We start from the raw sequence: 13,102 nt of genomic DNA on the forward strand, positions 1-13,102 counted from the left end.
TGAATGCTGTGATATCTGAATAGTGTCATTACAAAGGAAAAAGGCTGTCAGGCACCGAATACATTACTTTCAATCGGCACACGACTCGTTCGAGGATCCTGAAGGCAGGCCGACGGTGTTATTCCGATGATGACTGAAGCCTGTCGCGCTTGGTACACAATACAAGGGGAGAAATGATATGTCGAACTCTTTCTTGCGCCGCATAACATTTTGCATTATCCTGGCTGTGATCTGCGCTACGGGCTTGTTTGCGGATACAACAGAAAGGACGTCTTCCAATATGTGTGTGCCTAATCTGGCCGCTCATCCGCGCCTGCTAATGACGGCTCAGAACATTACAGAGATGAAGAGCCGTATCGAGCACTGCGATTGGGCTCGCGAACAGTGGAGATCAGTCAAGGAAAAAGCTGATGAAGCCCTGAACGAGGAGATAATCCTGCCGCCTCGCGGAGGCAACTGGCCCCACTGGTATGCGTGTCCGGTGCATGATTGCCCGCTTAGTAAAGGCAAACAGATCGGTTCGTGGCGCTGGGAACATAAATGCCCGGTCGGCGGCGAGACGCTTTTGGGTGATCCGAGCACACCGAGTAAGGACTACGACAGCTGCGTTCTTGCTGATATTCACACCAAATGGGCACTGGCTATACTCGATCTCGGCATTGCATATCAGATTACTGACGATACCCGTTATTCTTCAAAGGCACGCGACATTTTACTTGCCTATTCAAAGAAATACCTTGCTTACCCGCTCCACGACATTTACGGGAGAATCGGTCCGCAGAATCTGGGCAAAGACGACAAACCGGCACTTGGCGGTGGTAGAGTTGGTCCTCAAAATCTGGACGAGGCTGTCTGGCTGATTCCGGTCTGCCAAGGTGCAGACCTCGTGTGGGATACTCTTACTCAGGCCGACCGAGACACGATATCGAATAATATGCTCATGCCTGCCGTAAAAGATGTGTTGATGCCCAATCCGCTCGGTATTCACAACATCCAGTGTTGGCGAAACAGTGCGATAGGGCTTGTCGGTTTTCTCTTAGGCGATAAAGACCTCATAAGTTACGCAATCGATAATCCCGATACGGGCTTCCGGGCGCAGATAACCAAGGGCGTTACGGCTGACGGCCAGTGGTGGGAGGGTGCGTGGAGTTATCATTTCTATACCGTATCGGCTATCTGGAGCCTTACCGAAGCTGCGCGCAATTGCGGAATCGACCTCTATTGTCGGGAGTTCAAGTCGATGTTCGATGCACCTTTGGCAATGGCAATGCCGAACATGTATCTGCCTGCTTTCAATGACAGTGGCGAGGTCAATCTCGAATCCGAAGAGGACCTATACGAACTGGCTTACGCTCGCTACAAGAATCCTGTTTATCTCGGCCTGCTTGATAAATCCGACAGGCACAACAACTTTGCACTGTTCTACGGTGAACCAAAGCTGCCTGCAGTGTCGCCAATGAACTGGAAAAGCACTGATTATCCTCACAGTGGCTATGCAGTGCTCACCAAAGGTAAGCGCGAGATGGCGACGTGGCTTTGTATGAAATATGGGCCGTACGGCACTAGTCATGGTCACCCTGACAAGCTGAGCTTTGTCCTTTATGCAAAAGGACACGTGCTCGGTATCGATTCGGGCACATCTCGTTATGGTCTGCCGATCCACTCCGCATGGTATAAGACAACTCTTTCGCATAATACGCTCACCGTGGATGAAGAATCTCAGAAGCCTGTGGAAGGACGCGTGATCTCATTCGGAACCGAGAAAGGCGTGGACTTTGCTTTGTGCGATGCCGGGCCGATCCAAGATGGCGTCCACTTCACGCGCGCGGCGGTGATGCTGGATGAAAACCTGATCATCTTTATCGACCAGATACGCTCGGACAAGGACCACATTTATGACATAGCCTATCACCAGTGCGGCAAGTGGACCAACATCCATCAAGGCACAGCCTGGAACCCACCCGACAAGCTGGGTTACAGCTATTTGAAAGATGCAATAATATGCGGTCTGGGTAAAGGAATCAATCTAGGCGTCGACGTCGCGCCGGGCAATAAGGTCATGCTTGGCGCGGAAGCCGAAAATGATGCGGAGGTCATCACGGCCACCGGAGTCGGTGCGAATATTGCGGACCGCGTGCTCGCCGTGATCTTCCGCAAGCATGCGAAGGATATGTCGCTGGCATGGTATATTTCACTGGATGGATCTGCGGTTCGTATCGAGCGACTGAGCGTGAATGACGAAGGTGGAACCGATATAGCCTCACCAGCGGTAGCCGTCATGGTAACTGATGCGACCGGCAAAAAGTGGTGTCTGCTTTCCAACCCCGAAAAACGCGAAGTTGCAGTGCTGCTGCCGGACGGCTCTATGTGGCGGGGCAGGTCATTGTTCGCAGTGAAATAGCAAATATCCCATACTCTGGTTCTTCGATTCGTTTTTTGTATTAGGCTTTTTCGTTTTGGGGACAAGTTCCAGAATAATCAAAAAGTGAGTTTGTTTGTTGTTATAGGAGGTCGACAGATCGCATATGTCAAACCACCTGAGACCCAGAGTACAAAACTACTAACCAAAACCATGCTAGTGCTTTCGCAATTGGGGCTTGGCTGGCTTTGGATAGCCCAATTAAAGCTATTCCAGATGGACCGGGAGGTCAATGTCCCGGTCCATCTAAGCTGCGCTCTGGTCTATTCTACTTCTACCAACGCGTAATCCTGACTTCCCAAACCGATCTTAGCCGATTCCACGCATTGCAAATATGGGTCCTTGCTGTGGATTTTATGGAGCAAGTGACCGTCGATGTCGTCGCGGACAATAAGCGGGTGGGGCAGTGAGCCCTCTATGAAGTTTTCAGTTTTGATTGAGTCTATCGATGCTTGCTCGACCGAGACGATGTCGGTTCCCGCGAAGACCCCCACGTCCGGGACAATGGCGGGCGACGAAAATCCCCAGCAATCGCAAAAAGGCGTGACGTTGAGCACATGGTTAATATAGAGCACACGGTCTTGATCGAATGTATCAAGGCAGGCCTTGGTTGCACGGGCCATGCCGGTCTGGAAGTTACGGATTGCTTCCTGATGCATCTTGATTGCGCCCACGGGGCACGCGAGCACGCAGTGCATGCAATACCGGCAGTGGTGTGAAAAGATATTCAAAATGCCGTCTTCATTGAATGTGAGCGCGCCGGTCGGGCAGTTGTCGCGGCAGAGGTGACAGTGAGTGCACAGCTCTGAGTTCCACTCGAAATCAGTATCTCCGAGAGCGTGTATAGACCCTCGTGTCTTGCAGGTGAAGTTGCCCATGGCGATGTTTTTGATGGCGCCGCCCCATCCGCACATGCCGTGGCCCTTACCGTGGCTGTAGACGATCATGGCATCGGCATTGTATATTTCACCACACATCTGGGCTTCTTTGAAGCTGAGGTAATCTATCGGTACAGTGACGAAATATTTCTCATTGAAGCCTGCGGCAGGCACAATCGGCGCGCCGAGGACTTCCTGAGTGTAGCCCCTTGCGATTGCTTCCGGTATTGCCGGTGTGCCGTCCGTGATGAACGGGTTTCCTCCGGCATCTTTTATCTCCCGGACCAGCATTCTCACAAATAACGGCGGGATAGTAGTGTAGCCATAGTGACCTCCAAGATGCATCTTGATGGCGACTGTCTTTCCTCCGAACATATCCTTGAGCGGATATCCCTCGAGCAGTCTCTTGAATTTGGCGGGCAGGCTGGCGTCCGCGCGCAGTTGCTTGAGTTTTGCTGAAGCGAAATGAACCTTACTCACGTATCATAGACCTCTCAAAACAATATCGGTGTTTCTCTATATTCCGTGCTTTCATTATTTGAAAACCATGAAATAACTTCCGCCGATCTCTGTGAGTAACCTTCGTGAGCGCGGAAATTCGGGCAGGAAGATATCAGCGAGTGTCGAAGTCCTAATTATACTGAGCGCTTATAAGTTCGGGCTCTCAGCTATTTTGATGGAGTAATTATCATGGAGATATTTCCGGTAAGGACAACGAAACGGCACCAGTTTGTGGACGTAACTGCCCAGGTGCAAAAATGTGTGGATGAAGCGGGGTTCAAAGATGGTCTGGTGTGTGTGTTTGTCCCGCATACCACTGCCGGGATCACCATGAACGAAAATGCCGACCCTGATGTCGTGACCGATGTGCTGGAAACACTGGCGAAGGTGATACCCGAACGAGCGGGGTATCGTCATGTGGAGGGAAACTCGGACTCGCATGTCAAATCGAGCCTTATCGCACCGTCGCTCATCGCGATTGTTGAAGACGGACGTCTTAAGCTCGGAACATGGCAGGCTATCTATTTTGCAGAGTTCGATGGTCCCAGAAACAGGCAGTGCTGGGTTAAGATGATTGGAGACGGAAAGTAAGAGATAAATGTGATCGTCGGGGGAGAATCCATCCCCCGACGTTTACTACGCCTTTACAGCTTCAAGCGCTTCGTCGAGGCTGTCATATATTCCAAACACGGTATTGAGCCGGGTAATTTTCAAGATTCTGTCGATGGAACCACAGCATTTGATCAGGTTTACGGTTCCGCCGGCCGGCTTTAATTGCTTGGTAGCTGAAAGCAGCGCTCCGAAGCCACTGCTGTCCATATAGGTTACTTGCGCGAAATTAATGATTAGATGCTTCTGACCACCGGAAAGAACGGAGTTGATCGCCTCCTTGAACTGGGGAGCGGTGTAGACATCAATTTCCCCTGTTACGTCCAATACATTCACTCCGTCAACATCACGAACATTTGTCTCTAGACGGATACCCTCCAATGTCACTCCTCCTGTCTGAAGTTCCAAAAGTATACACCCCCTACCAGGCAATGTCAACCACTGTGTGGACGCCCGGCGACTATCAGTAAATCGAACGTGATAGATGCGAGCCAGTGCAATACGAAGCCGGGCACAAATGATTTTGCGTTCAAAGCTATGATACCTAGAATTACTCCGGCGCCAAACGACGCTATGACTTCGATGCCCGGCTTGCCTGCATGCAAAATTCCAAACGCAATTGCCTGCACAAGAATAGCCGACCACCCGATCGACCGCTGCAGCCCGAAGAGCAGATAGCCTCTGAAGAAAAACTCCCAGCAAAACAGATACATGCCGTAGCTGAGTTCCGCATAAATCATCATCATTGGGGCAACCAGAAACGGGTTCTGCTGGGGATAACCGGCAAATGCGGCGGCGAAGTCAGGATATCGTCTGAATATTGGATAGTAGTCCTGGAAACCCTGCATTCGGCTTGCATAGAGCATCATGAAAAAGAGCGCTGCGAATGCTATTACTAAAACAATCCATATCCGCCGCCAAGAGCCGAGTAAGAACCCGAATTTGTCCGGTTCCTCACCAAAGAAAAACAGAACCGTGAGCATAGGGATCCAGAATATTCCGATCAGGTTGCCGACCAAATATTGATTGTAGCTGGTGGCGGCGAAATTGAAGCGCAGAAGCGCCGCGACTATCACCGCTCCCACTATCGCAACCACAACCGTGATAAATCTGTTCTTTCCCTTGACCAAATCAACTGCTCCTGACGCCGAGTTTGGCTTTGTATTCGTCCATATCGATATTGACCGGCCTGCCGTCTTTTACGATCTCTGCTCCGTCTACCATAACCATTACTACATCAGATGGGCTGCGTGAGATCACTGCCAGAGATAAATCCTCATCAGGCAGAGTATCGCTGAGGTCGATTACACTCATATCGGCGCGCTTGCCGATCTCAAGTGTTCCTACGAGTCCTTCAAGCCCCAGCGTTTCCGCGCCGCCTATTGTGGCCAGCCTTAGAATATCATTCGCCGTCATCACAGCCGCATCCTGCCTGCTTGCGCGTGCCATACCTAATGCAAATCGCATTTCTTCAAAGAAATCAAAGCGCATGCAACTGCCTTCGCTGTCAGTGCCCAGACCGACCGCCGCGCCCGCCGATATAAGCTTTGTTACCGGCGCAATCCCACAGCCGAGATATGCATTTGACCTCGGACAATGCGCGACTGACGCTCCCGAATGTGCAATAATATCGATATCATCATCAGAGACATGAACACAGTGCGCCAGGCTCACGCCTTTTCTCAGCAGACCAGCTTTCTTGAGCGTAAGGGTAGGGGAAAGGCCGGTTATCATTGGCGGATACCCCATACCAACGCGCCAGTCGGCTATGGGACCGGCGCCATACATTGTATAATCAGCCTCTGCCCATGTCTCAGCCAGGTGAAGCGAAATCGGAATGCCAATTTCAGAGCATGACTTGGCGCACAGCTCAAGCACCTCAATATTGGAAGTATATACGGTGTGCGGCGACAGACCGACCTTTACAAGCGCAGATGATCGAGCCTGCAGTTCATAAAGATTGTTCAGCTTTGCGGCATAATCTTGAGCATAGTTATCACCCATGCTCTGGCCGAAGAGTTCGCAATAAGCTATTCCACGCAGTCCGACCAAGCTCATTGCTTCTGCCGCAGCGCCCGTTAGTGTCGAATCGCCAAGGCATGTTATCCCTGAGTAAGCGCATTCTGCGGTTCCAAACGTTGCTGACACAAGAGCTTTATCGTATTCCGGGCGACCATTTTTATAGCCGACGTTGTCCAACCAATTCCATAAGTTTAGCGCATCGTATTGGTTGCGGCTCCAGGTGTAGTCTACATGTGAATGTGCGTTTACAAACCCCGGCAAGATCACGCAATTGCCGAAATCGCATATCGGCTCATCGAGATATTTTTCAGACAGGCGGATTCCAATATCGCAAATAAGGCCATCCTTGATCAGGACCTCGCCTTTTTCTATCGGATCGCCCGCCATTGTCATTATATATGCAGCCTTGTAGATCATATCAACTCTAGATTATTCGGCTTGCGGGACTTTTCCTTCGGAGAATATGGGAACACTACACATATGTTAGGCGAAGCATTTGCGCATGAGAAATCATTTGTAAACCTGATCTTAACCCAATATATGTCTTACATTATTGAATGGCAAATGCTTCGCCCCTGCGAAGATAGAACAATCGGAAATACAATGGACCGAAAAGTAAGAGCCGCATCCTTATCGGTATTATCGAATACATTCCTGCTGGCGCTGAAGCTGGTTGTGGGCTTGATTACAGGCTCGATCAGTATCATATCAGCGGCGGCGGACTCACTCAACGACCTGACCGCTTCAATCATAGCGTTATTGAGTGTACGCGCATCAGCCGCGCCTGCCGATGAGGAGCATCCGTTCGGCCATGGCAAGATAGAGAACATATCTGCTGCTGCCCAGGCTCTGCTTATATTCGGCGCGGCGCTGTATATTATCTACGAGGCTGTTGATAAGATTTTAAGCCCAAAGCCGCTGCAATCACTGCCTCTGGGGCTGATGGTAATTGGGATGACGGCGGCGCTGGATGTATTCGTATCGCGATACCTGCTTAGAGTCGCGCGAGAAACCGATTCCGCCGCCATTCGAGCAGATGCTTATCACCTTACTACAGATGTCTGGACATCAATTGGGGTATTTGCCGGGCTGATATTGATCGAAGTAACCGGGCTATTGATATTCGACCCTATAGTCGCGCTGGGCGTAGCGGCGACTATCCTTTGGGTGGCGTTTACTCTTACAAGGGAATCAGCCGGACTGCTGCTCGATAGACGCCTGCCGACGGATGAGATTACAAAGATAGGGCAGATAGTGATGAGCACGCCAAAAGTTGTGGGTTTTCACAAGCTCAGAACGCGCAAATCGGGATCTGCCAGGCAGATCGACTATCATTTGATCGTGCCTGCGGATATGCCTGTGCTTGAAGCTCACAATATAGCTCAGGAGATCGAGAACAGGATGAAAACGGTGTTGCCTGATGCGACTGTCGTCACGCACATCGAACCGGACACTCTGGATATGACAAGCGAGCCGGACACCCGGATCAGGCATCCGGCTCTGCGAATGGTTCGAGTCCACGCTTGGAGGCTTCGAAGGAGGCTTCGGTAACTAATGTGAATCAGGCAAAACTCGCCATGAAATTCTGTCGTACTTGCCCGTTGTGGGGTAGTATGGCGGAGGCCGCTGAGCCATACGCGGGTCATATACATAGTTTTTGGAATAACCGGTGGAAATAGCTCCCGTTGAAGTGCTGAAAGTGCCGACCGGTCCTCTTGCTTTTTGGATGATCCCTCCGAGGATTTTCAGTGTACCGGTAGGCTTTTTGGAACCGTAATTCTTGACGCTGAAGCTGCCGTCCGAAGTATTTTTGCCTCCTGCGAGGCATACTCCATCTATCTCCAGGTTTGCCGGAGCAGAGGAACCGATTGTAATATTTCGGCCGACCAGACCCAGTGTGCCTGCGGCCAAATTGGCCGGGGCGTCGGAATCTAGAGTCTTATCGGGCCGTGTATGATATATGATGTTGCCTGTTATCGTTATGTCGTCTATGTTGTCGTCATTGCTGACATCGGTTGCTATAGTCAGTTCGGATCTTGTGGTGATCTCATCGCCACTATATAGATTGTCTGCTACCTCGCCTTTAAGCGACGTGATATTTCCTGTACAATAGATCACCCCATTGATAAGTGACGACATGCTCGTTGCGCTATCTGGACCGACTGTTCCAGTTGCGGTCGTCGTTTTGTTGTATCTATCAAGAGTAACAACAGTCGTCTGCGTGCCGCCGCCGATGACCTGCTTTATAGTCATCTGCTGGTTGCCGCAGCCATCAAGCGACAAGTCAATTGCAGCATCGCCGACAATATATAGTCCACTGCCGCTTGTGCCTCTGAGATAGACTCCATTGGTGGTTGGGTAGCCCGATGAACCGCCCCATGCTGCCTGCTTTTGAATATCGGTGGTTTCCGGCAAGTCTATTGGGTCCACGCCCAATCTCAGGCCTTTGCTGCCGTTCGCGAATATCTTCTTATAGGTCGTCTCATTACCCGGTGTGCCGGGGGTATAGTTGATTTTGCTTGCGGCGGATGTCACCATGTCCAGGAATATCGGCTTGGTGGAGCCGGTATAGTATATATTGAATTTGGAATTGTTTCTGTTGTTGCTGTGGACAGGTCCATCGACGGACTCACCCGTTCTCCACCAGATTTCTCCCCCGCCTGCGCTGGAGGTCTCACTATCGGTGAAATAAGCGTACCTGCCGAACGAGGCCTGCCGTATTACTATTTCTACCGTTTTTGAGACCCCGTTATAGGTCCCGACAGACGTAATCACAAATGTTTTCAGCGTATCGTTTGTTGCATTATCTTCATCAGGATCAATGGTTACACAGTAATGCCCGCCATTGAGCGTCACAGGCCCATTGAAGGGGTCAAAGGATTCGGTAATGTTTGGCGCGCTGTTAAACTTGTAGAGATACAAAGCGCCGTCCTCAGCGCCTGATTCGGCGATGTTGAGAGCCATTGCGCGCGACTGCTGCTGACTGTTCATATAAAGCGCTGTGCTTGTGATGCTGATGACCGCTATCGCGAGAGTCGTTACCATAAAGAGAGCGATTATCGTGATCAGAAGAAGACTACCTTTATTTATATGACCTGTATATTGATTTGATTGCATTCTAGTCATATCACGATTTCCCCGCATAATTTCTTAGATACACAACGCGCTCAGTAAGCTCAGTCGGTTCCATATCGCTATTACATTGAGGCAATACACGCACTGTTATTGCAATCGAATCGTCTGTTTTGCGCTCGAAATTCAGATAAGTCACATCTTTCATAATTGGGCGGCGATCATTATTATTTTTGCCTCTCCAAAGCCATGTCCCATCGTGTCCGGGTGTGCCGGTAGAGTCAGAAAGGTAATAATCAAATTGATTAGCATTATCCGGTTTATACCTGTTATAGTAATCATGACCCTCAACAGTTTTTGGGGGTATGATTCTTAGTCTGTTACCGTCCGCGATGAATTTGACATCGCTTGCCTCTCGCACGTCGGATACAATTTTCTGCATCGCGGTGGATGCATCTGTGTCCATATAGGTTCGTGCCGTGGCGCGATCATAGCAGCGCATTGTAGCGACTGTCATAGCTCCGACAGATACAAGCATGAACGCCATAATACCGCTCACCATTAACACTTCCAAAAGAGTAAAGCCGCGATTATTCATTTGGCCCTCATTCCACATTTGTGATAATTGCTGCAAGTGTTACAGTGTTAGTCTTGTTCTGGTAGGCTGCAGGATGCCATGTTATGGTAACGGTTACTCTAGCTTTGCTCGTATCGCCGTCATAAGGTTTCTCGATTGCCAGCGTTGCCGCTTCGGGTCGGGGAAGGTAGTCCGCAACGCTGTCCTGATCAGCAAACGAGTATACTGAGTCGCCAATAACGGAATCGACAATTTCTCCGGTTAGAAGTGATTCATCATTAAGCTGTCCGAAGCCGACGGCTCTCGCCTGGTCAATCTTGTGCTGACAAAGGCTGATCGCTTGCGCGTATTGACCATTGACGTGGGCGCTCTTTTCGGCCATTAGAACAGAGCTTGCGAATATCACTACAACGACCGAGAAAGCCAGCAATGAGACAGCTACCTCAACAAGAGTGAAACCCCTCGATTGCTTGCGCTTGATGTATATGTTGGATCTATTGTTGATTTTCATACCGGTTCTCATGAATGACAAGCGTGTGAAATATTGATTTTCATTCTCGTATAATTCATCTATGCCACGTTTTGCTGTCTTGCACGCCTGGTACTACTGCATGATTATCGGGTCATTAACTGTATCGCATTACATATTGAAGTCACATTATTGTGTAATCTTCTTACTTTGGGCTGCATGACAATGGTGTACAGCCAGTAGACTCCCACGCACCCAGGATCACATAGCTTATCACCACTGGACAATGTAACCGTTTACATATATAATTTGGTTGAAAAGTTATGTGAGGTGCATGCATGTCTAGACCCAAAGTATTTGTGACCAGGGTGCTGCCGCAGGCGGCGCTCGATAAGATTGCCGAAGTTGCCGATATGGAAGTTTGGCAGGACGAACTGCCGCCGCCGCGCGAAGTCCTTATGGAGAAAGTCAAGGACATCGACGGCTTGCTCTGCCTGCTTACCGACAAGATCGACCCTGAACTGATGGACACAGCGGCCAAGGTCAAAGTGATATCAAACTATGCTGTCGGTTACGACAACATCGATATTCCCGCCGCCACGCAGCGCGGCATTCCGATAGGCAACACTCCTGGGGTTCTCACCGAAACCACCGCCGACCTTGCGTTTACTCTGCTGATGTCGTCCGCTCGCAGGATTGTCGAAGCCGACAAATATACGCGCGCAGGCAAATGGAAGACTTGGGGCCCGATGCTCTTTTTAGGCCGCGATATCCACCATGCCACCCTTGGAATTGTTGGCCTGGGCAGGATCGGAGCCGAGATGGCCAAGCGCGGCAAGGGTTTCGATATGAACGTGATCTACTTTGATGAGTATCGCAACGAACAGCGAGAGAAAGAACTCGGCATCAAATATGTCGATCTAGATACTCTGCTCAAGGAAAGCGATTTCGTCTCGATGCACGTTCCGCTCATGGAATCGACTCATCACCTAATCGGCGAGCGCGAGTTCAAGATGATGAAGAAGACCGCTATCCTGATAAATTCATCCAGAGGTCCGGTTGTCGATCAGAAAGCTCTTTATACAGCTCTCAAGGATGGCGAGATCGCACACGCGGGGCTTGACGTCTTCGATCCTGAGCCTGTTGCAGTTGATGATCCGCTGCTTACTCTGAGTAACATAACAGTCGTGCCGCATATCGCATCGGCGTCGGTCGCCACACGCACAAAAATGGCTATGATGGCCGCCGATAACCTGATTGCGGGTATCACAGGAAAACCTCTTCCGAACCCGGTCAATCCTGAGGTGAAGAAGCGTTAAGAGTTAACGGGTTATGAGTTGTGGATACAAAACCCACAACCCATAACCCAAAACTCATAACTCATAACTCATAACCCATAACCCAAAACCTATAACATATAACTCACATGAAAGTTGTAATTTGTCCTGACTCATTCAAAGGCAGTCTGTCATCCATTGAGGCTGCAGAGGCTATAGCGCGAGGTATTGAGCTTGGCGCGCCCGGCACGCAGACGGTGAGCATTCCCATCGCAGATGGTGGTGAGGGCACGGTCGATGCGCTGGTCAGCGCCACAGGCGGCGAACTGCGTCGTGTCAGGGTTCATGATCCGCTGATGCGGGAGATCAACTCATTCTATGGCGTAATGGGCGGCGGCAAAACAGCCGCGATTGAGATGGCTGCAGCTTCCGGTCTGGTCCTCTTGTCTGATAATGAACGAAACCCTCTGGTTACGAGCACCTATGGCGTCGGCGAGTTGATATCCGCCGCTATCGATTCTGGCGCTAAAAAGATAGTGATCGGAATCGGCGGGAGTGCAACCAACGACGGCGGCACAGGCGCTATGAGAGCATTGGGCGCAAGATTCCTGGACAAAAACGGAGATGATCTGCCTCACGGCGGCGTTGCACTTGCAGATCTCGCTCATATCGATATGGATGCTTTTAAGTTTCCTATGGAGTCGATCAAAGTCGAGGTAGCGTGCGATGTTACGAATCCCTTGTGCGGACCCACAGGCGCATCAGCCGTATACGGCCCGCAAAAAGGCGCGACGCCTGAAATGGTCGCAAAGCTTGATGAAGCACTGTGCAACTATGCACAGGTTTTGCACAAAGACTTAAACAAAGACGTCGCGCAAATGCCCGGCGCGGGCGCTGCCGGTGGAATGGGCGCAGGTTTGGCGGCGTTTCTAAATGCCGAACTTCGGTCAGGGATAGATATGGTCCTTGATACAGCAGGGTTCGATGATGCCCTGATAGGCGCTGATCTTGTTATAACAGGCGAGGGTAAGCTCGACGAACAGACTGCCTATGGCAAGACTATAGGCGGCGTATTGAAGAGAGCCTCGGCAAACGGAGTGCCGGTCGTTGCGATAGCCGGTTCCGTCTCGGCAGATATCCGCGCATTGCTGGACTCCGGCCTCATCGCATTCAGCATTGTATCCGGCCCGGTCAGTTTGGATTACGCTATGTCGCATGCACCCGAGCTGATAGAATCAGTGTCTGCAAACATTATCAGACTTGTTTGGCATATCTGAC

General features: G+C 50.5%; 12 protein-coding genes. 5 read left to right on the top strand and 7 right to left on the bottom strand.

Going from position 1 to position 13,102, the window contains the following annotated elements; all coding sequences use genetic code 11:
• Positions 1 to 178 precede the first annotated feature (178 nt).
• On the top strand, positions 179 to 2,401 hold the full coding sequence (locus ABFD83_13170; GenBank protein ID MEN6358022.1) for an alginate lyase family protein: 2,223 nt from the start codon (positions 179 to 181) through the stop codon (positions 2,399 to 2,401).
• A gap of 281 nt (positions 2,402 to 2,682) precedes the next feature.
• Here ABFD83_13170 and ABFD83_13175 read toward each other — a convergent pair whose 3' ends face one another.
• Complete coding sequence (locus ABFD83_13175) at positions 2,683 to 3,777, bottom strand: DUF362 domain-containing protein (GenBank protein MEN6358023.1); 1,095 nt, start codon at positions 3,775 to 3,777, stop codon at positions 2,683 to 2,685.
• 210 nt (positions 3,778 to 3,987) lie between these two features.
• Between ABFD83_13175 and ABFD83_13180 the strand changes: the two genes are divergently transcribed.
• Positions 3,988 to 4,389, top strand: a complete 402-nt coding sequence (locus ABFD83_13180) for a secondary thiamine-phosphate synthase enzyme YjbQ (protein MEN6358024.1) — start codon at positions 3,988 to 3,990, stop codon at positions 4,387 to 4,389.
• 45 nt (positions 4,390 to 4,434) lie between these two features.
• On the opposite strand, the gene ABFD83_13185 is transcribed toward ABFD83_13180, so the two are convergent.
• Genes ABFD83_13185 through ABFD83_13195 form a run of 3 tightly spaced genes read right to left on the bottom strand, consistent with a single transcriptional unit; the run spans position 4,435 to position 6,846 of the window.
• A complete protein-coding gene (locus tag ABFD83_13185) occupies positions 4,435 to 4,815 on the bottom strand; it encodes an STAS domain-containing protein (protein ID MEN6358025.1) in 381 nt (126 codons plus the stop codon).
• A gap of 26 nt (positions 4,816 to 4,841) precedes the next feature.
• A complete protein-coding gene (locus tag ABFD83_13190; protein MEN6358026.1) occupies positions 4,842 to 5,537 on the bottom strand; it encodes a CPBP family intramembrane glutamic endopeptidase in 696 nt (231 codons plus the stop codon).
• 1 nt (position 5,538) lies between these two features.
• Positions 5,539 to 6,846, bottom strand: a complete 1,308-nt coding sequence (locus tag ABFD83_13195; protein MEN6358027.1) for an amidohydrolase family protein — start codon at positions 6,844 to 6,846, stop codon at positions 5,539 to 5,541.
• 186 nt (positions 6,847 to 7,032) lie between these two features.
• On the opposite strand from ABFD83_13195, the gene ABFD83_13200 reads away from it, so the two are divergent.
• Entirely contained in the window at positions 7,033 to 7,980 is a 948-nt protein-coding gene (locus ABFD83_13200; protein MEN6358028.1) for a cation diffusion facilitator family transporter, read from the top strand.
• On the opposite strand, the gene ABFD83_13205 is transcribed toward ABFD83_13200, so the two are convergent.
• From ABFD83_13205 to ABFD83_13215, 3 genes are read right to left on the bottom strand one after another with little or no spacing between them, the layout of a single operon-like run.
• Positions 7,981 to 9,555, bottom strand: a complete 1,575-nt coding sequence (locus ABFD83_13205) for a hypothetical protein (GenBank protein ID MEN6358029.1) — start codon at positions 9,553 to 9,555, stop codon at positions 7,981 to 7,983.
• A gap of 1 nt (position 9,556) precedes the next feature.
• A complete protein-coding gene (locus tag ABFD83_13210) occupies positions 9,557 to 10,099 on the bottom strand; it encodes a prepilin-type N-terminal cleavage/methylation domain-containing protein (GenBank protein ID MEN6358030.1) in 543 nt (180 codons plus the stop codon).
• Between the two features lie 7 nt (positions 10,100 to 10,106).
• Complete coding sequence (locus tag ABFD83_13215; protein MEN6358031.1) at positions 10,107 to 10,589, bottom strand: prepilin-type N-terminal cleavage/methylation domain-containing protein; 483 nt, start codon at positions 10,587 to 10,589, stop codon at positions 10,107 to 10,109.
• Between the two features lie 296 nt (positions 10,590 to 10,885).
• Between ABFD83_13215 and ABFD83_13220 the strand changes: the two genes are divergently transcribed.
• Positions 10,886 to 11,866: a D-glycerate dehydrogenase gene (locus ABFD83_13220; GenBank protein MEN6358032.1), complete on the top strand. Its 981-nt coding sequence runs from the start codon at positions 10,886 to 10,888 to the stop codon at positions 11,864 to 11,866.
• Positions 11,867 to 11,973: 107 nt separating this feature from the next.
• Positions 11,974 to 13,101: a glycerate kinase gene (locus ABFD83_13225; protein ID MEN6358033.1), complete on the top strand. Its 1,128-nt coding sequence runs from the start codon at positions 11,974 to 11,976 to the stop codon at positions 13,099 to 13,101.
• Position 13,102: the final 1 nt, after the last annotated feature.

The organism is Armatimonadota bacterium (assembly GCA_039679645.1).
Classification (GTDB): domain Bacteria; phylum Armatimonadota; class UBA5829; order UBA5829; family UBA5829; genus UBA5829.